Raw genomic sequence first — 17730 nt, 5'->3', positions numbered from 1 at the left:
TGGCCCTCTAAATATCTCAATACGGCCCTTAGTTTTATTTCCAAAGTATACTTGGACATAAAAACTGCACCTCCAATTGTTAGATGTGTCTAACAATTGGGGTGCAGCTCAAAAAACCGGACGGTCCTTCAATATGTCGATTACAACCGATCCTGCAGCAATAGCAGAATGATGGAGGACAAGCTCAAGCACAAACTTACCAAACATAACACCGCGACAACCTGCTTGGGATTCAAGCCCATGCGCAGCAAGCGATAATGCGCTTGGCTGGCATCGGCCTGGTAGATCGGCTTGCCTTGCATGAATCGTTTCACGACAACGAACAGATTATCGAAGATCGGTACGCCGAGAGCCAGAATCGGAATGAATAATGATAGAACCGTTGCCTGCTTGAAGGCGCCATCCAGTGCGATGACAGCCAGGATGAAGCCAAGGAATGTAGCCCCTGCATCACCCATGAACACTTTGGCAGGCGGTTTATTGTATCTCAGATAGGCGACGGCTACCCCTACAAGAATGATCGCCATCATGGCGGAGTTGCCTTGTCCTTTGGCCAATGCTACTACAAAGAGGGTTATGGCCGAGATCGCAGACAGCCCGCCAGCTAATCCATCCATTCCATCCGAGAAATTAATAACGGTCGTAACCCCGAAAATCCACAGAATCGTTAGAACGAATTGCAGGACAACAGGCAGTCCGACGAACTCACCGCTGATCGGGTTGTAGAATCCATCAAAAGAAATTCCAGAAGCATATACGAGAACCGCTGCAGATACTTGCACGATCATTTTGGGTAAGGCAGGAAAGTCTTTGCCTTGCGTCTTGTACCAGTCATCTACCGTTCCGATGATGAGTAGCAAAAGTCCGCCGACCATGATGGCTGCAGTCTGAAGCGTGAACCCGCCTGAGAATAACAAATAGGCAACTATGAATCCGGCATATATAGCAAAGCTGGCTGTTAAAGGAATGGGTGAACGGTGAATCTTGCGTTCTACATCTTTGCGAGGCTTGTCCACGAAATCCAGACGAAAGGCAAGCTTGCCAAGGGGCGGAATCAACAGATACACAATAAGGAATGAAACTAAGAATGAGAGTGCGTACGTTATAAGGATCACGTCTCCAACCTGATAGAGTCTATACTGATTTAGTATAAACATATTCGTGGACATTGTCGATTAGCAAAGTGTATCAACAAATTTAGGAAAAATATGGAACGGTTGGACTTGTGTGTCGTCTAATTCATTGAGGTGAACCACGTGGGCTTTGAATATTTGAGTTCTTTATCGGAAACGAGCGATAAAGACTCGGTCCTGCAGGACCTGATGAACCATCTCGGCCGAGATGTATGGAATTACGCTTATTTTCTCACAGGAAGTATGGATGTAGCAGATGATGTGTTCCAAGACGTATTTGTGAAAGTTTATCGCAATTTGTACTCTTACCGAGGCGAGTCATCGGTCAAGACATGGCTGTTAACGATCACTCGCAACGTTGTCAAAGATTATTGGAAATCGGCATGGACCCGAAGAGTATTGTTGATGTCATCCATCCCGCGGCGTGAAACCGTCGCATCAACAGAGAAGGAAGTTCTTGCCCGCATGGATCGGGGCGATATTTGGAAAGCGGTGTTGGATTTGCCGGACAAGCTGCGAGAAGTGTTAGTACTGGTTGCCCATCATCAATTATCGATTCCGGAAATTGCAGCGATGTTAGGTCTTTCGGAGGGAACCGTTAAATCAAGGCTTCATAGAGCCAGGGGCAAAGTACAGATCAAGCTGCTTGAAGAAGATGAACCTGTGTCGAAAAGGAGGAAGGGCCGATGAAACGTCTGAGAGACATAGACCAGTGGGAAAAAGAGCTGCGGCACTTCCCCGTCCATCCGCAGGGGATTCCGAGCTCACTAATACGGAAAGTTGAGGAACGAATTGTAATGGAATCTAAACCGAAACATCGGAAGTTAATACCGCTGGTTGCCTTCCTCACATCGATTGCGGCTCTTATTCTTATCGTTATTTGGCAAGAGCCTCTCCTTAATCTGCTGAAGCCGGATCGTACGGTGACCGAAGAGAAGTTCGATAGTATTACGGAGCGCCAGCTGAAAGTGCAAGTTATGCATCGGGATACGTTTATGCGTCAGTATGGTGAAGCTTTCGTGATTAAATATCCTAATATTACGATTGAATCCGTAGAGACTATGAGCCTGAATACACGTAATGCAGATCTCAAAACCGCTTATTACGACTTGTTAGACAAGGAGCAACCGGAGGTGCTCTTTCTGCCAATCTCGATTTATAGACAGATGGCGGCGGATGGACTGTTATACCCTTTGGATACGATGATCCAGAAAGAACGTTATGATCTGGAAGCCTTCCAACGCGGCCTCATACAGTTCCTTCGAGATGCTGACGGGGGGAAGCTCTATGGGCTTGCACCTACCTATAATGCGCAGGCGATATACTTCAATAAGGATTTGTTCAACCGCTATGGAGTACCCTATCCGACCGATAAAATGAGTTGGGAGCAGCTGCTTCAATTAGCGGCAAGATTCCCGACGGATGGGAAAGGAGATAATCGCGTATACGGATTTGCTCCGCCTGCTGAAGGGGCCTATACGATGGTGGATATGATTGCCCGCACGGGGCGCTTAGGTATAACGGATTCGGAGGGGAAGAAGCTGCTTCTGGATAGTCCGTCCTATCGCAAAATCTGGGAAAGTGTGGCCAATGGCATACAAAAAGGTTGGCTGCAGCAGCCCGCTAGACCAACAGGTACTATATCGGGGATTGATTTCTATAAGAGAAATGCATTTATGACTGGTCAAGCTGCTATGATCTTGCAGTTTTCTGGATTTGCCAACGATCTGACCGAGGGCCGTAAGCGCTATAATCTGTCTACGTTCGAATGGGATATAGTGACTGAACCAATTAATTCTGAGAAGCCAGACGAATCAACTTCGACGTTTGTAGATGGTGTTTATGCGATTAATGCCAAAGCCGCGAATCCCAAGGATGCCTGGGAGCTAATAAAGCTCATTAACAGTGCGCCGCTAGCTAAGAAAAACGCGGGTTCCATGTCCCATATCCTCAGCACACTTCAGGACGTCCCGATAAAGCCCGAAACAGTCCGTATGGAAGCTTTTACTACTCTGCAAATAAGTTCAGACTCTAAGCAGGCTGCTCCAGTGCTTCCGCAATCTTTTAGTCCGGAGCTAGTAGCAATAGTGAATCAAGAAATGCTATCTTTCACGCAGGGTGCTCAGTCATTGGATCAGACTGTCGAAGCCATACAGAGTAAAGGGCAAACAGCCTTAGACAAAGCGAATCTGCAAGCCAAACAGCCCTGAAGAATGGAGAAGAAGACTACTTATGAACGACTTTATTAACGGCTCATCAAAGGCCTTGTCAAGTGCTAAATTTCTATGTTTAATTATCGTCTTGGTATGTCTCCTGACTGCCTGCAGTAAACCTGCTCCTGCGAAGGAAGTGAGGAAGGTGCTGCGCATCCCTTTTCAGAACGAGCAGTCGTTCCAGATGCAGTATGGCAATTATTTTGCAGTGAAATTTCCAGAAGTTGACGTTGAGATTATTCCAACAGAAGGTCTAAATAAGCCGGGCGTTAACTACAACGAGGAATATGAGAAGCTGGTCAAAGAACAGAGGCCGGATCTGATCATTACTTATTTGCAGCAGTACGAGAAGTTGGCCGCTTCCAATAGTCTGCTTGACTTGGAGCCCTTAATCAAACGAGACAAATTCGATTTGACTCAAATTTCCCCTGCAGCGCTCGATGTACTTAAATCAAGCGGGCAGAACAAGTTACTTGGGCTGGCTCCGCAATTTACAAGCGCTGCTCTGTTTTACAACAAGGAATTGTTCGACCGTTACCAAATCCCTTACCCTGGGGATCAGATGAGTTGGGAAGAAACGATGCATTTGGCTCGCAGATTTCCTGTTGATCCGGACGTGAACAATCGGATTTATGGACTTCATAAAAAGTATCGAACTGCTTTTGACTTCGTTTTTGATATTGCAGCTACTAACGGGTTCACCCATATCAGTGAGGATGGCGCTCGTGTAACTATAGATTCGCCTGGGTGGCTGGACGCTTTTCGTTACATCATTGATGGGTTCAGAAGCGGCAACCTGTTCTACTATGATAGCGGCGGCAAGCCGATTAATTACGGACCGAATGAAACGAAACAGATGGATTTGTTCAGTGCCAGTAGAGCCGCCATGATGATCAGTTCACCAGAGCAAATGATGCGTATGAAGCAGAATAATGTAAAGTTGGATTGGGGGCTAGTAACGGTCCCTGTTAACCCAAAGAATCCCGAGCTAACGAGACATTTAAGCATAACGACTGTATTTGCGATCGCAGCTAACGCGGAACATGTGGACACAGCCTGGGAAGTTGTGCAATATTTCAACGGCGTAGATGCCGCTAAAGTAAGTATGAAGACATCGGAGAGCTTATCCACCCGGTTGTCGTACACCAAAGATAAGGATGGCAGAAGCCTCGAAGCATTCTATAAGCTGAAGCGAGATGATAAAGGGATTCTTTTTTATCCCGCTACCCCTACAGGCTTCAACGCTTTCTTTGAACAATTGACTATCGTTGAAATAGACGCGGCTGTTGCAGGCAAGCAATCCGTAGAGGAAACGGTTAAGTCCATCCAGCAGAAAGCGCAACAACAATTGACCAAGCTTGTATTAGCCCAATAATCGTAAAATTAGGATACCTGCGATAGCCGTTATAATTCCGATAAATTCAAGCATAGACCAAACTTCCTTGAGGAAGAAGCGGGCGTACAAAAGGATGAGCAGCACATTAGTTGCCACGACGGCCGATACAAGTCCGGTAATGCCAAGCTCAAAAGCAGGCAGAATGAGCACCATACCCGATATATTGCTTATTCCGACTCCCATCCCTACTAGCAAGGTCTTGCCATTCTTCCATAGCAGCGGGACAGAGGCTTGTTCCGCGACTCCTTCAGAGGGACTGACCACATTTCCCTCTGAGGCTGCTGCAGATTCTGCGATGTAACGTTTGGCCACTCTTCGGACCTTATGCGCATTGCGCAACCATTCTATGAAGAACAACACGGAACCAGTGGCATACATCGCAAACAGAGTAGGGAGCTTATCAGCCTCCCACAACATGGCTTGCTTGGACGCCACGTCTGTTATGCCAAAAGTAACCATTGCCAAAAGCGCCCACTGGGCGCCTTTTAAATTTGAGAAGGATATGTCATTGGAATATCGGATCATAATGATCCCGGCCAGTATGACGATAAAGGCAGCACTTTGCGGCAAATTGAGTGTCTCGCCCCAAAAGCCATAGGATAAGCCAACTACTACTATAGGGGTCAGCGCTGTGAATATGGCGACTAATGATGCTTTTCCAACGGCAAAGCCTCTGAACATAGCCGCATTGGAGATAAATGAGAATACACCCATTACTAAACCCATCCAAACAGCTGCATTCCATTTATGATGGAACACAAAGGCACCCAGAATGGATATAATGGCCCCGGACACATACACTCCGAGCAATAACAAACTTCGATCAGCCGGTTTCTGCGACATCCAGTGATATAGAATACCGCGCATACCGAAGCAAACAGCAGCAAGCGCAGCGTAAAGTAACCACATCATAGATACAAATTCCTCTCGTTAGTAAATGTTGAGAGCTTCTTATGAGCTGACGAGTGAAGCTGGTCATGGAGTGTCAAGCTCGGTAGCTTCTCGTATCATACTACAATAAGGAGGAGAGGTGTAGTACAATGAAAGGAATACCAATTTCATAAATATCGCAGGACAAAGGTTCATACATATAGATTGAAGGAGGGCACCTCATGCAACCCGTGGATCCCAAACAGCCTAACAAACGAGAAATCACTTATCAAATCGGTTGGAAGAAGGGCCGCATGGAAGTCGGTGAGAAAGGTAAAGCGCACATCAACCGACATGACAATGCCGGGAAAGACGCTGCAGCCTGGGTGCGTTTACTAGAACGTACGGCTTGGAAGCCGGCTTTCCGCATTTCGGATTCCATCATGGTTGCTATTCTCTGGTCCGTTGCACCAGCAGCATTTGCTATGACTTGGTTGTTAGTGTATCTGCTAGGCCGACATTAAGGAAGGGAGAATGAATAGAACATGAATACGTCGCTCGCTATATTCGCAAGTCTTGTAGGGTTGTTTGTCACGATTGTGGCTTTGTTCACCGCATGGTATGTATATCAGGACCGGAAGGGGAGCTCAGTAGAGCAAGAAGGGTCAGAATCCCAAGCCCAGGAGAGTTATCCCATGGAGCGTTCACGAAATCTGCTTCAGCGTTGGATGGTGTGGGACTGGACCGTCCTGATCTTGTTCGGCTGCGGAGCCGTCTTCCTGCTTGTCGATCTCATAGCCATTTCCAAGGTAGTGGACCAGTACCAGTTTCCTCCCTATCATTATGGCTACTTGTTATGCGGCTTCATCTTCTGCATACTCGGGATGTTGTTCTCGACGATTCGAGTGATCAGCCTTCTCTGGTTAGCGGGAGGAAGTCATGCTCAGCGGGCGAAGCATCTGAACGAACCATATCATGCTGATCATGCCAAAAATGGGATATAGGGTCGACAGCAATGTGCTGAAGCCTATTTGGCCTACTGCATAGCTGCATAATAAAATTCCGATAACAATCGTTTTGTAAGGTAGTCGGCTTCTCTGCTGCAACTGCAAGGTTAGTCCATAAACATTGGCGATAAGCGTTGTGAATATTTCACTGAAGATGACTCCGACAAAAGCAAGCTGAATGCCTTGACCGAGTCTTGCGATAAGATGAGTCATTGGGATTTCATATTGAGTAATACCAGGCAGCTGTGAAGACAAAGCAAAGTGTCCACCCAGCAGCATCAGGCTTATGCCAATCCCGCCGATCCAACCGCCCCGCTTCAAGTGAAGCGGGTTTTTGGTTGCAGCCCCTAATGGGACAAGCACTGCTTGGGCGGTTGCCAAGTTAAATGCGACATAGAGCAGCGGAGCCGTCCAGATCCGAACGGGATTATAATCCGTAGACAACGTAAGCCAATTGCTTGCATTAGGGGAGTGGAAGGCAGCTGCGACCATCAGAATACTGAATATAAACATCGTGGGCACCACGAACATGTTAACTGCCATTAAAGCTTTTAATCCACCAGTGATAACGAAAAAAGCAAGTAGCAGGGTGAATAGAAGCCCATATTGATAGGGCAGATTGAAATGCTGGTTGAATACGGAGCCGGCACCTGCGAGCATGACTGCATTAATTCCGAACAGAACGACAAGAGAGAACAAGCTGAAGGCACGGCCGAGCTTATCTCCGAATAAGTGACGATTCAAATCCTCATAGGAGCTTGCTTTTATTTGATGGGCCAACAGCATCACTTTGGTGCCGAGCCATATAAATAATAGACCGGCCAACATAATCGTCATCGTAGCCATCCATCCGTAACGGCTGAAAAATTGCAAAATCTCTTGACCAGTCGCGAAGCCAGCCCCCACAACGGTACCTATGTAAGTAAAGGCAATTTGCAGTATCTTTCCCCAAGACTTCATGTTAGCAAGCACGTCCTTTCCTCTCCAGGGGCATATATCCCGGTTAGTACAAGTTATGTTACGACGACTGAAAAAAGGACAACATTCCGGGATGCGGTTTGCACATCGTCTGCCGATCTTTTATAATACGGGCATGAATCTAACTTGACTGCGGAGAGTGCGTTCAGTGCAGCAAATGTTATTGGATCTAATATGGACCTATCGATATATGGCTTTATTCGGGTTATTGGCGCTTGGCATAATAGGGCTGCCTATACCTGACGAGACGTTGATGACATTCGTAGGCTCTCTAACTGCCTATGGTCATATGAACTTCGCGATCTCGGTAGCCGTCAGCTTCGCCGGGAGTATGTCAGGGATGTTAATCAGTTATTGGATCGGACGACGGGTCGGGAAGCCGTTCCTGGATCGTTACGGCAAATGGTTCGGTCTGACTCCGTCCCGTCTGGTAAAAGGGGAGAAGTGGTTTCTCAAACATGGGGTTTGGGCTATTACGTTCGGCTATTTCGTTCCCGGTGTTCGGCATCTGACTTGCTACTTGGCTGGAATGAGCGGTATTCGTTTCTTACGGTATGTAGTATTCGCTGGAAGCGGAGCCCTAGTGTGGTGTTTTACTTTCGTTACATTAGGTCGAATCATCGGGCGGAATTGGGAGAAGGTCGTCAATCTGGTGCACGTGTATTTGGGGCGCGGGTTGGCCATTGCCATTGTGGTATGCTTGTTGGCCTTAATCTTATACTTGCGGATTCGCAGGAAGAAAAAACATGCGGCTAGATAACAGGAAGAACCCCTTCGCCTTAACAAGGCGAGGGGGTTCTGTATACAGGCTGGATTATTTGGATTCCGCAAACAGCTTAATCGATAAACAGTTCTGGGTAACCGGATCGACATCCAGCTTCAGAATCGTTCCGTCATTTTTGTAGGATAAAGCGTATTTACTACTCATATCGGGTTTCCCTAGTGCCTTTTGAGCATCCTTAACGTTGCTTCCTAACCGGAAACCATTCAATCCCGTCTCAATATCCTTAGAAGTAATCTCTACAAATTGTACTTTTCCAAGTTTGTTGAAGCCTACAATATACCCTTTATATTCGTGTATTTGAATCGGGTCCATCTCGTCATCCATGGAGTACTCATCTATAGGCTTGCCGGCTAATTGAGTGACAACAGCTATATTGTCGTTAATGCTGATTCCTTTTAATGCAGGCTTGTTGACCGTATAAGGTTGAATGGGTGATTCAGTGATTTTGTTTTCCGTAACAGGCTGATCGGATGAGGTCGCAACATGCTTGCCTTGCTGCACGCCCTGTTCATTATTAGAACCGCTGCCAGGTGTCGCAGTTGGGTCGGTAACCGGGATTTCTGAACCAGGTGTGGGCGAAGAGGAATTAACTTGCGAATTAGCTGGCGGTTGAGTCGTTGGAGTTATCGTATGATCTTTTATTACTGTGTCTGCTGGATCCTGTGATTGTTCACTGCTGCAAGCTGCGGTCACGATAGTAATCCCTAGCAGGGCGGCGACAGTCATCTGCACAACATAGTTCTTTCTCATAGGAAGTCTCCTTCTCCGATTAAAGCTTCTCTCTAGTCTAGGGGTTATTTGTTATGTACAGCTCATCCATCATACCTTTCAAAAGGATGACGGGCAAAGTCCAATTGCTCCCAAAATCGGCTGGAATTCTTAACTCGCGATACACTAATACTAATATAGACGGTTTGAACTGGAAAATAGTTGCATCTTTTTCATGCTTTTTTATAAAACTTAATATCCCTTGCTCTTGAATGTTGTTTCATGAATATGGTACTTTATCTGAAAGGAAAGTTTGCGACCGCACAAGGTTGAGGAGGAGTCACATGGAAGAATTGAAAAGACGAATTGTCCGAGACGGGACGGTTATTAACAACCAGGTTCTGAACTTGGATACGGTATTGAATCATCAGGTTGATCCTCCTTTCATTATGGAGATGGGCAAGGAATTCGCAAGGTTGTATCGTGAGGAATCGATTACCAAGGTGTTGACTATAGAATCATCCGGAATTACTGTTGGTTTCGCCACAGCACTTGAATTGGGAGTGCCGTTGGTATTTGCCCGCAGGAAGAAAACTTTAACAACCGAGACAGAAGTGTATGCAGAGCGGGTACCTTCTTTTACTAAGGGCATTGTTACGGATATTCTGGTTTCCAAAAGTGTGTTAGGCGCCGAGGATCGGGTATTGCTTATTGATGATATAATCGCGAATGGAGATGCCGCTAGAGGTCTTATACGGGTCATCGAGCGATCGGGTGCAACTTTAGTGGGACTCGGGATCGTCATCGAGAAAAGCTTCCAAGCTGGAGCTAGAACGATTCGGGAAAGCGGAATTCGGGTAGAGTCCTTAGTAAGGATTCGTTCACTGGAACAGGGAGAGGTTCAGTTCGTCTAATAGGGCTAGAATCGAATTGTGATGAATTGGAACCTTCCCTCCAAGCGTATTTTCATTTATAATGAGGGTGAGCGATAGAGAGGAGGCGGTCGGTATGGGGAATCAACAACAACTATCTACCGATTACATGATGACCAAGTTGTCCGAAGCCAAGGTTCACTTTGAACGCGCACTCGACTGCAAGCATACTGAGTTTGACGATTTATATCCTTATATGATTGAGCATCCGCAATTTTTCTGGTATAAGCGCTATGTCGCATGGTCGGAATTGCTTACGGTTGTCAAGATGTCCAAGGAGCTTTCTATTGAATGGACTCCGCAGTTTACTCAACAGCAGATCGATTATATAGAGAGCCGCGTCATGTCGAGCAAGGTGCTGGACGAATGGTTCGAGAAGAACGATTCCAAAGAAATAGTAGGTTGACCATATAGACAAGCGAGCAGGACGAGCGGCGACATCGCTAATGTTCCTGTTCGTTTTTTGTATGTTTTTATTATTCAGAATAGATCAAGACAAGCAATTTTGGAGGTGGATGTTCTTATGATTACGGACGAGCAGTTGGATGAATATCGATTAACTGGAACCAAGATCAGAGTTGTCAGAGACTCAGAGCCTGAGAATGATGTAAGAGGCCATGTTGTCGCTTGGGATGACGAGACGGTCATGGTGCGCAAATCTAATCGCAAGATCGTCAAGTTATCCAGGAGCCATGTATATCAATCCACAGATCAGAAGCGTACTCCGCCTGAGTTAGATTGAGAAGATTGGGGTATCCTAGAGCAGGGGGAAGAAGTAATGTTGCAAGAAACGGAAAAGGGATGGAAGTCTATCCCAGGTATACGGTATGGGCTGATTCCTAATTCGGAAAATCCTATGTTATGTATCAGCTCTGAGACACCTTTAAGAACCTTGAATTCTTCCATTTGGGGTGGTGGATTCGGTTATCATAGGAATCTGATTAATCGTCAAGTGCCGAAGTCGTATATGTGCGACGATCCGCCATCGGAGATGCAGTCGTTTCTGGATGCTGTCGGCTTCTCGTCTATCGATTCAGTCGGTATGTTGACCGCCGCTTGGGTCGATCATGCTGGATTCAGCGAAATGAGCTTGGGAGAGTTAACCGTATGCTCTTGGGTTACGGTCGGCCTAGGCAATCCTGCAAGGGCTGGGGACGCAGTGGATGTGGATTTACTCTTCCCGGGCACGATCAATTGCATCGTTGTAATTGACGGCCAATTGAATGATGCAGCCATGGTGAATGCGGTGATAACAGTAACGGAAGCCAAGGCGGCATTGTTGCAGGATCTGAACATAACGGCCGGAGCTGAAGGCCGGATCGCTACAGGCACTTCGACGGATGCGGTAGTGATCGCAGCTACAGATCGAGGCCGGAGCTACTCCTACGCGGGAACCGCTACACGCCTGGGGTATCTGATCGGCAGGACGGTGTACGAAGCAGGCAAGCAAGCGACGCTCGCTTATAAGGCTGAGATGGCACGCAGAGCGACACGGGAATAAAAAGCAAACGCGTTGTAAGTAAAGTGGGAAACCTACAAATGCATACTAACTAGCATGTTGACATCGATCGTTTGCCTGTGTTATATTGTTTCTTGTCGCTGATTATTCAGATGTGCGGTCGTGGCGGAATTGGCAGACGCGCTAGATTCAGGTTCTAGTGGTGTAACAGCCGTGGAGGTTCGAGTCCTCTCGACCGCATCATATGTTAGAAGAGAGAAGCCTGGATGTTTAAGGCTTCTTTTCTTGCATTCTGTAGTGTAATGTTTGATTGATATTGTTAATTTGGAGTTAAGTCACATTAATGGAGTGATTTTTTGAGTAAAGCAAAAGGCAAGGGCGGAACAGGCAGGGGAACAGACAAAAAAGGCTGGAACCGATGGCAAGCAAGTGCTATCAGAGCAAAAAGCGCACCCAAACCTTATAAAAGCAAAGGCACTAAAAATCAGGATGGCGCTGCATCTTCCAGTAATCCTAAAGGTGACAAATCCGACAACTAGGGCAATCAGCTAATGCTTTTCAATAATAAATAGAACGGGATGTGATCGCTTGGGTAAAAATGAAGTAAAAAATGAATTGCCTGCAAATTATGAACAGTTAAAAATATCTGCGAATCGAACTTCCAATTGGAGAGAACGTTTAGAGGCTGTGGAACAATTGGGTCAATGGAATCACAAACAAACCATTGATGTACTAACTCGTCTTATGGAAAACGATGCCGTGTATAAAATTCAAGAGGCTGCTTTCCATAAACTCAGAGCTTTCGGTGAAGATGTGAAATTACCGCCAAAGAAAAAGGGTGACTTGATTAAAGGAGTTACTAAAATATTGGTAAGGATTAAGAAAAGCTTGCCAGTAGGTCATTCGTTTGAAGAGTTTAAAGAGAAATTACAAAAAATGAGAATCGATGTATATGATACCTACGAAGGTGAAAAGGGCGCTGATTTTGATAACTGGCTTGAAAGCGCTTGGGCTTCGTTATCCACAAAGTAGGATGGAATCGATAAAAACTGATCTAGGGGTGGTAATTTGAGAAAGCAAAAGCCAATGTCATTTGACGAACTGCTGAAGGATTTACAAGGCCAGAAAACGATTCAAGATGATCCGAATCATATTTCATTAGACGATTTGTTCAATGTGTCTTTCATGAGTAAGTACTCCAGCTTTAAGAGTTTTGGAGAGTTTGTAGAGAAAGGCAACTTTCAAGTAAAGACACATGAAGATATCAAAAACATGGATGATGAACTTTTTGATCGGCATGTTGCCAGGGAGACGAATTTTGCTAATTGGAAATCCATGCTGGATAAAGCCACTATGGAATATGAGGGAAAATAGGACGGAAGAAAGTGGAAAAAAGGATCATTGCAGCGGGAGCTTCCTGCTGTAATGATCCTTTTTTTAATGTTAATAATCCCTAAATATATTCAGTCATTCCTTTTTCCTTTAGCAGTTCTACGATTTCTTTGACAGACTGCGCTTTGTCCTTGGGACAAATTAATAACGCATCCCCGGTGTCTGCAATGATGAAGTTGTCTACGCCTATTGTCGTGATTAGCCTGCCATTTCCATATATGATTGTGTTGCGTGTTTCTATGCCCATGTGATTCGCTTTTATTATGTTGCCCGATTCATCAGGAGGGAAGATCGCGCCAAGCGCATCCCAGCTGCCGATATCATTCCAACCAAATTGACCAGATAGAACAACGACCTCATCGGAGCGTTCAAGGATGCCGTAATCAATCGAAATGTTTTGAAGCGTCGGATAAATTTGATTGATGATTTCCTCTTCTTGCTCCGTACCTAGATAATCGCTGAGTGGAAGCATCGTCTTATACAGGCGAGGCAGATAACGCTTGAAATTATCAATAATGACGGATGTTTTCCAAATGAAAATACCACTATTCCATAAATAATTACCTGACGACAAATAGCCTTGCGCTTTTTGAAAGTTCGGCTTTTCTACAAATTCTGCTACTTCGTATACAGCAACAGGATTCGAAGCAATAGGCTCCTTATCAAAGGCGATATAGCCGTAACCCGTAGAAGGGAAGGTCGGCTTAATTCCGATGGTTACGATTTTGTCCGTCTCCATTGCTACTGTACAGGCTTCGTCTAATGTTAGCCGGAATTGTTTTTCATCGGTTATATAATGATCCGAAGGCAATACGACCATTAAAGAATTTCCGTGCGATTTCTCTATGGATAACGCCGCAAAAAGTATGCTTGCAGCCGTGTTGCGCGCAACAGGCTCGATCAAAATGTTGCGTTTCAATACGCTGCTGTGCATAATACTCTCCAGCAATACGGCTTGAGAACGATTCGTTACGATTACTGTATTTTCTTGAGGGATAATACCTTTGAATCGTTCGATCGTATCGTTTAACATAATATCGTTTCCGCTAATATTCAGAAGCTGCTTCGGGATCTCTTGTCTAGACAAAGGCCAAAAGCGGGTCCCGCCCCCGCCTGCAAGAATAGTAGCGAATTTATTCATGTTGCATCACCATATGAGCAATAGAGAAGGAGATGATACTCTCCGAACCTTGATTAAGGTTCAACCCTGTAGAATGGATGCCGTCATAGCAAGCCCCGGTCTGAGGATCAATTAGAGACGTTTGTAATGAATTATGCCCTAGATACCATTCATAGCATAAAGCTGCCAACTTCAGATAAGCAGGGTCTCGCAGCACGATCGCGGCTTCCTTGCAAGCAAGCAGCATTTCACATGCTTCAATCGGCTGTTCATCGTAGGGAGCAGCCTTTCCGTCTCGCTGAAGCCAGCCATGGCTGCCTATCGGCTTATAATAGCCTGCCTTGGAGAAGGTTCTGGATGCTAGAAAATCCAGGCTTTCCTTGGCCGTTTCCTTCAAGCTAATATTATTGGAAATACGGTATGCTTTTAATAGTGCCCATGGAAGCATCGAGTTTCCGTAGGTAAGGCTGTCTTCATACCAATTCCAACCGTTCCCCTTATTGCGAGTATATTGATTGTGCAATCGAACCGCCATATTATCGATCAGATCAACGATGAATGCTCTAGGCAGAAATGCTTTCTCTTCCGCGGTGTTTGGCGTGTGGAGATAGGGGAATGAGTAAGTTAAAGCATCAGGCGTGTCTATCAGGTAACTTAGACCAATGATGGCATAGCCTTGTGCACGAGGTGAACCGAGCGTATGGATATGCGGTAATGCCTGATTGATCAAATATCGGCAAGTGTTCAGTACATTATCCGGCAGGGAGGAGGAATGGGCGAGCGCGAATCCCAATGCCCACAGCGTGCGTCCTTGACAATCCTCAGAGCCGCTATCCTCAACGAAGGAACGATTATAATCCATAAAGTTCCTAAAGTTTCCATCTGCATTCTGTGCGTGATGTATGAAGGAAATATAGGTATGAATGAGGTTCAACGTTTCTGAATCTTTTCGGCTGCTGTACATTAGAACGGCTGCGATCAATGCCCTTGCGTTATCATCTGTTGTATAGCCCATCGAACGATCGGGAACTCCAAATTTCGTATGTTGAAAAATTCCTGTATCATCCGTTATCCTGTGCATATAATCGGTCTTAAACTTTAGGATCGTCTGTACTACCATTAAATCACACTCCATTCCTTTAACTCTGAAACTGCGATTTTCTCTTGGAAGATTGCAGCATAGGTTTTGGCGATTTCGCTCCACAACATGGTTATTCCGAGTTCAAGTGTGCGATTTTCCATTTCTTTTACTATAGTAGGGTTATCTAGCAATCGAAGGATGCAAGCTTCCAAGGAGGCAGAATCGCGGAAGTTGGCAAGCAAGCCTCTGCCCTCAGCTAGCATTTCCACGGCATATCGGTAAGGAGTAGAAATAATGACTCTTCCATAACCGACTCCGTATGCCAAGGTGCCGCTAACGGCCTGATCCTTGCCTAAATAAGGAGTCATATAAATATCTGACATAACAAGCGATTGGATGACTTCCTCCTGCGTCAAAAGCTTGTCGACGAAGATAACGTTATGATTTAAATCTAGTTCTCTAACAAGATCCACCAGCTTTTGTCTGTATACCTCGCCTGTTTCTTGTTTGACTACCGGATGTGTTTTCCCCCAAATGATATAGAGAGCATCTGGATGCTGGTTGACCACTCCGCGCATAGCCTCTATACTATATTCGATTCCTTTGCCCGGACTTAGAAAGCCAAAAGTGGATAAAATTTGTCGATTCGCAAAGCCATATTGTTCTTTCAGCCTGGATCTGGATTTGGTTTTGACATAAGGTACACCATGATGAATGAAAGCGATTTTGGCGTTGTCGATTCCATAAATCGAGACCAAATCCTTTACGGAAGACTGTGCCATCGTTACGACTTTGACACTGAGTTCCGCAACTCGATTCATGATGAGTCGCTGCTTGGCAGAAGGCTCAGTTAACACGGTATGAAAAATTACGATATATGGAATACGGAGTCTCTCGACGAATGGAATCAAATATTCCCCACTTTCTCCGCCGTATATACCGAATTCATGCTGGATAACTAGAAGATCAACGTCTGACGAATTCAGATAATCGGCCGTATCTGTATAATCCGACAGCTTGTGCTGGTCAATTTCCCTCATCACTTGCTCCTGGTAGCGGTAAGTATCGTTGTTGTTGATTGCTACGATACGAGGTTTATTGAAGCCTTTAATATGGTCGAACTGATCTAACAAATCTTGTGTAAATGTAGCAATACCGCATTCTCTCGGCAGGCTTGTTCCAAGGAAAACGATATTCCGGTTGCTGCTTGTATTTCTCATATAAGATCCTCCATTTTGGTTCGGGATTTTTGGGGAAAAAAAAAGAAAATAAAGAGGGTTCTTTATTTCTTTCGGGGTAAACAGTATTTTGTTTTCTGAAAATTCAAAATTATTCCTGTTCTTCAAACTATAACATGACCGCTTTTTCTTGTCAATTTATTGACTCTCCACCATTCTCCCTTTATATTTATGTAGGAGGTGTATGATGTATGTTAATCATACGCAGTAAATTAAAAGAGGTCATGGAAAATCATGATCCCAAATTATCCATACGAAAGCTTGCGAAGGATGTTAATTACCATTTTGATTCCGTTCGTCGTATGTATAAAGATGAGATGGTACAGTATCCTAGGGATTTGTTGCTAAAACTGTGCGTATATTTTAATGTTCAACCCGGGCAGCTCATTAGAATCGAAGAGGAAGAAGAACGTGATTGGACGATAGGTGAATCGATTGATCATCAGGAGGACGGCAACGGCAATGACAAGGAAACCAATCACAACGCAAACCTGTAAGCAGCTGTTAGATACATTTTATGCGAACCCACGTACCACGAAAGTGGAGAAGCTAGTGTTCTCAGGGGTTGGAAATCGAGATGTTTATAATATAACGGCCCCGTTTCGATATGACGGGGAGGAAGTGATCTTAGGAAGAGTTGAGGAACGGGATAGCGAGTTCTCTCAAGTCTTCTTTTTTACATGCGACAATCAAGTTTGGAGTCCCCGTATTCATACGCATACCTATAATTTGCAGGATCCATGCATTACGATCATCAAGGGTGAATTAATTGTTGGCGGAGTTGAAGTCATCACCGCAGCCGATAATCCTGATAAGATTGTGTCATGGGTCACCCAATTCTATCGCGGATTTCAAATTGATTCGTTATGTCACTTTTCATCGGGGCCCGGAACAATGAAGGATATTCGTCTAATTGAGCTTGCTGATGGCAGGATTGGCATATTTACAAGACCGCAAGGAGCAAGAGGCGGAAGAGGGCAAATCGGATTTACAATAATCGATTCGCTAGAGGAGCTCAATGAGCAGACCTTCATCGATGCAGAAATGCTTCAAGATCAATTTGTTCCAGAAGAGTGGGGAGGCGCGAATGAGGCGCATTTATTGAGGAACGGTCATGTGGGCGTACTAGGGCATATCGCCTGCTTTGATCAATCAGGTAACAAGCACTACTATTCCATGGTCTTTTCGCTAAACCCCGAAACCTGTGAGAAAACACCTATAAAAATTATTGCTGTAAGAAGTGATTTTCCAAGAGGGCCCGGCAAACGTCCAGACCTGGAGGATGTTATTTTTAGCGGCGGGCTTATTCGGTCAGGCAATGGTCGTGCCGTGCTTTCCGTTGGCGCTAGTGATGCCGAAGCTTATCAGATCGAAATCCCGGATCCTTTTATCGAATATGAGTCATGAGAAATGGCTGAT

Annotated in this window: 22 protein-coding genes and 1 tRNA gene; 16 read left to right on the top strand and 7 right to left on the bottom strand. The window is 45.3% G+C overall.

Going from position 1 to position 17730, the window contains the following annotated elements:
• Positions 1–140: 140 nt before the first annotated feature.
• Positions 141–1115 (bottom strand): MraY family glycosyltransferase, encoded by a 975-nt coding sequence (locus AC58QD_RS31740; RefSeq protein WP_497339057.1) that lies wholly within the window; start codon positions 1113–1115, stop codon positions 141–143.
• Positions 1116–1271: 156 nt separating this feature from the next.
• Between AC58QD_RS31740 and AC58QD_RS31735 the strand changes: the two genes are divergently transcribed.
• From AC58QD_RS31735 to AC58QD_RS31725, 3 genes are read left to right on the top strand one after another with little or no spacing between them, the layout of a single operon-like run.
• On the top strand, positions 1272–1823 hold the full coding sequence (locus tag AC58QD_RS31735) for an RNA polymerase sigma factor (protein WP_497339056.1): 552 nt from the start codon (positions 1272–1274) through the stop codon (positions 1821–1823).
• Positions 1820–3343 (top strand): ABC transporter substrate-binding protein, encoded by a 1524-nt coding sequence (locus AC58QD_RS31730; RefSeq protein WP_497339055.1) that lies wholly within the window; start codon positions 1820–1822, stop codon positions 3341–3343. Before AC58QD_RS31735 ends, AC58QD_RS31730 begins: the two co-directional genes overlap by 4 nt.
• 22 nt (positions 3344–3365) lie before the next feature.
• Complete coding sequence (locus AC58QD_RS31725; protein WP_497339054.1) at positions 3366–4721, top strand: extracellular solute-binding protein; 1356 nt, start codon at positions 3366–3368, stop codon at positions 4719–4721.
• On the opposite strand, the gene AC58QD_RS31720 is transcribed toward AC58QD_RS31725, so the two are convergent.
• On the bottom strand, positions 4710–5654 hold the full coding sequence (locus AC58QD_RS31720; protein WP_497339053.1) for a DMT family transporter: 945 nt from the start codon (positions 5652–5654) through the stop codon (positions 4710–4712). The genes AC58QD_RS31725 and AC58QD_RS31720 overlap by 12 nt on opposite strands.
• 200 nt (positions 5655–5854) lie before the next feature.
• Between AC58QD_RS31720 and AC58QD_RS31715 the strand changes: the two genes are divergently transcribed.
• A complete protein-coding gene (locus tag AC58QD_RS31715) occupies positions 5855–6136 on the top strand; it encodes a hypothetical protein (RefSeq protein WP_497339052.1) in 282 nt (93 codons plus the stop codon).
• 21 nt (positions 6137–6157) lie between these two features.
• Positions 6158–6616 (top strand): hypothetical protein, encoded by a 459-nt coding sequence (locus tag AC58QD_RS31710; RefSeq protein ID WP_497339051.1) that lies wholly within the window; start codon positions 6158–6160, stop codon positions 6614–6616.
• On the opposite strand, the gene AC58QD_RS31705 is transcribed toward AC58QD_RS31710, so the two are convergent.
• Entirely contained in the window at positions 6536–7579 is a 1044-nt protein-coding gene (locus AC58QD_RS31705; protein WP_497339050.1) for a YkvI family membrane protein, read from the bottom strand. The two genes, AC58QD_RS31710 and AC58QD_RS31705, sit on opposite strands and share 81 nt — an antisense overlap.
• Before the next feature lie 175 nt (positions 7580–7754).
• Between AC58QD_RS31705 and AC58QD_RS31700 the strand changes: the two genes are divergently transcribed.
• Positions 7755–8357, top strand: coding sequence for a DedA family protein (locus AC58QD_RS31700; RefSeq protein ID WP_497339061.1), 603 nt, complete (start codon positions 7755–7757; stop codon positions 8355–8357).
• 54 nt (positions 8358–8411) lie between these two features.
• On the opposite strand, the gene AC58QD_RS31695 is transcribed toward AC58QD_RS31700, so the two are convergent.
• The gene (locus AC58QD_RS31695) at positions 8412–9131 is read right to left on the bottom strand and encodes a hypothetical protein (protein ID WP_497339049.1); all 720 of its coding nucleotides are present in this window, start codon (positions 9129–9131) and stop codon (positions 8412–8414) included.
• A 302-nt stretch (positions 9132–9433) separates the two neighbouring features.
• On the opposite strand from AC58QD_RS31695, the gene AC58QD_RS31690 reads away from it, so the two are divergent.
• From AC58QD_RS31690 to AC58QD_RS31655, 8 genes are all read left to right on the top strand, one after another.
• Positions 9434–10003: a xanthine phosphoribosyltransferase gene (locus AC58QD_RS31690; protein ID WP_497339048.1), complete on the top strand. Its 570-nt coding sequence runs from the start codon at positions 9434–9436 to the stop codon at positions 10001–10003.
• Between the two features lie 94 nt (positions 10004–10097).
• Entirely contained in the window at positions 10098–10427 is a 330-nt protein-coding gene (locus tag AC58QD_RS31685; protein WP_497339047.1) for a hypothetical protein, read from the top strand.
• A 117-nt stretch (positions 10428–10544) separates the two neighbouring features.
• Positions 10545–10763 carry a hypothetical protein gene (locus AC58QD_RS31680; protein WP_497339046.1) on the top strand — a complete coding sequence of 73 codons (219 nt, stop codon included), beginning with the start codon at positions 10545–10547 and terminating at the stop codon, positions 10761–10763.
• Positions 10764–10799: 36 nt separating this feature from the next.
• Positions 10800–11522 (top strand): adenosylcobinamide amidohydrolase, encoded by a 723-nt coding sequence (locus tag AC58QD_RS31675; protein WP_497339045.1) that lies wholly within the window; start codon positions 10800–10802, stop codon positions 11520–11522.
• A 114-nt stretch (positions 11523–11636) separates the two neighbouring features.
• Positions 11637–11720, top strand: a tRNA-Leu gene (locus AC58QD_RS31670).
• A 116-nt stretch (positions 11721–11836) separates the two neighbouring features.
• Positions 11837–12019 carry a DUF3934 family protein gene (locus tag AC58QD_RS31665; RefSeq protein ID WP_497339044.1) on the top strand — a complete coding sequence of 61 codons (183 nt, stop codon included), beginning with the start codon at positions 11837–11839 and terminating at the stop codon, positions 12017–12019.
• Between the two features lie 49 nt (positions 12020–12068).
• A complete protein-coding gene (locus AC58QD_RS31660; protein WP_497339043.1) occupies positions 12069–12512 on the top strand; it encodes a HEAT repeat domain-containing protein in 444 nt (147 codons plus the stop codon).
• Between the two features lie 54 nt (positions 12513–12566).
• Positions 12567–12854 (top strand): hypothetical protein, encoded by a 288-nt coding sequence (locus AC58QD_RS31655; protein ID WP_497339060.1) that lies wholly within the window; start codon positions 12567–12569, stop codon positions 12852–12854.
• Positions 12855–12933: 79 nt separating this feature from the next.
• Here the strand turns inward: AC58QD_RS31655 and AC58QD_RS31650 are convergent, their stop codons facing one another.
• From AC58QD_RS31650 to AC58QD_RS31640, 3 genes are read right to left on the bottom strand one after another with little or no spacing between them, the layout of a single operon-like run.
• A complete protein-coding gene (locus AC58QD_RS31650) occupies positions 12934–14013 on the bottom strand; it encodes a mannose-1-phosphate guanylyltransferase (RefSeq protein WP_497339042.1) in 1080 nt (359 codons plus the stop codon).
• Positions 14006–15112: a glycosyltransferase gene (locus AC58QD_RS31645; RefSeq protein ID WP_497339041.1), complete on the bottom strand. Its 1107-nt coding sequence runs from the start codon at positions 15110–15112 to the stop codon at positions 14006–14008. Before AC58QD_RS31645 ends, AC58QD_RS31650 begins: the two co-directional genes overlap by 8 nt.
• A complete protein-coding gene (locus tag AC58QD_RS31640; protein ID WP_497339040.1) occupies positions 15112–16293 on the bottom strand; it encodes a glycosyltransferase family 4 protein in 1182 nt (393 codons plus the stop codon). Before AC58QD_RS31640 ends, AC58QD_RS31645 begins: the two co-directional genes overlap by 1 nt.
• Before the next feature lie 209 nt (positions 16294–16502).
• On the opposite strand from AC58QD_RS31640, the gene AC58QD_RS31635 reads away from it, so the two are divergent.
• Positions 16503–16808 (top strand): helix-turn-helix domain-containing protein, encoded by a 306-nt coding sequence (locus AC58QD_RS31635; RefSeq protein ID WP_497339039.1) that lies wholly within the window; start codon positions 16503–16505, stop codon positions 16806–16808.
• Positions 16774–17718, top strand: coding sequence for a DUF1861 family protein (locus AC58QD_RS31630; protein ID WP_497339038.1), 945 nt, complete (start codon positions 16774–16776; stop codon positions 17716–17718). Before AC58QD_RS31635 ends, AC58QD_RS31630 begins: the two co-directional genes overlap by 35 nt.
• Positions 17719–17730 lie beyond the last annotated feature (12 nt).

The sequence above is a fragment of the Paenibacillus sp. J2R1T-4 genome, assembly GCF_059692235.1.
Note: the sequence above shows the minus strand (reverse complement) of the source record. Positions and strands in the feature narration are given on the sequence as shown.

Excerpts from the sequence above, each read along its gene's own strand:
- AC58QD_RS31730 (WP_497339055.1), top strand. The coding sequence starts at position 1,820 with ATGAAACGTCTGAGAGACATAGACCAGTGGGAAAAAGAGCTGCGGCAC.
- AC58QD_RS31725 (WP_497339054.1), top strand. The coding sequence starts at position 3,366 with ATGAACGACTTTATTAACGGCTCATCAAAGGCCTTGTCAAGTGCTAAA.
- AC58QD_RS31720 (WP_497339053.1), bottom strand. The coding sequence starts at position 5,654 with ATGATGTGGTTACTTTACGCTGCGCTTGCTGCTGTTTGCTTCGGTATG.
- AC58QD_RS31715 (WP_497339052.1), top strand. The coding sequence starts at position 5,855 with ATGCAACCCGTGGATCCCAAACAGCCTAACAAACGAGAAATCACTTAT.
- AC58QD_RS31710 (WP_497339051.1), top strand. The coding sequence starts at position 6,158 with ATGAATACGTCGCTCGCTATATTCGCAAGTCTTGTAGGGTTGTTTGTC.
- AC58QD_RS31705 (WP_497339050.1), bottom strand. The coding sequence starts at position 7,579 with ATGAAGTCTTGGGGAAAGATACTGCAAATTGCCTTTACTTACATAGGT.
- AC58QD_RS31700 (WP_497339061.1), top strand. The coding sequence starts at position 7,755 with ATGTTATTGGATCTAATATGGACCTATCGATATATGGCTTTATTCGGG.
- AC58QD_RS31695 (WP_497339049.1), bottom strand. The coding sequence starts at position 9,131 with ATGAGAAAGAACTATGTTGTGCAGATGACTGTCGCCGCCCTGCTAGGG.
- AC58QD_RS31690 (WP_497339048.1), top strand. The coding sequence starts at position 9,434 with ATGGAAGAATTGAAAAGACGAATTGTCCGAGACGGGACGGTTATTAAC.
- AC58QD_RS31685 (WP_497339047.1), top strand. The coding sequence starts at position 10,098 with ATGGGGAATCAACAACAACTATCTACCGATTACATGATGACCAAGTTG.
- AC58QD_RS31680 (WP_497339046.1), top strand. The coding sequence starts at position 10,545 with ATGATTACGGACGAGCAGTTGGATGAATATCGATTAACTGGAACCAAG.
- AC58QD_RS31675 (WP_497339045.1), top strand. The coding sequence starts at position 10,800 with ATGTTGCAAGAAACGGAAAAGGGATGGAAGTCTATCCCAGGTATACGG.
- AC58QD_RS31655 (WP_497339060.1), top strand. The coding sequence starts at position 12,567 with ATGTCATTTGACGAACTGCTGAAGGATTTACAAGGCCAGAAAACGATT.
- AC58QD_RS31650 (WP_497339042.1), bottom strand. The coding sequence starts at position 14,013 with ATGAATAAATTCGCTACTATTCTTGCAGGCGGGGGCGGGACCCGCTTT.
- AC58QD_RS31645 (WP_497339041.1), bottom strand. The coding sequence starts at position 15,112 with ATGGTAGTACAGACGATCCTAAAGTTTAAGACCGATTATATGCACAGG.
- AC58QD_RS31640 (WP_497339040.1), bottom strand. The coding sequence starts at position 16,293 with ATGAGAAATACAAGCAGCAACCGGAATATCGTTTTCCTTGGAACAAGC.
- AC58QD_RS31635 (WP_497339039.1), top strand. The coding sequence starts at position 16,503 with ATGTTAATCATACGCAGTAAATTAAAAGAGGTCATGGAAAATCATGAT.
- AC58QD_RS31630 (WP_497339038.1), top strand. The coding sequence starts at position 16,774 with ATGACAAGGAAACCAATCACAACGCAAACCTGTAAGCAGCTGTTAGAT.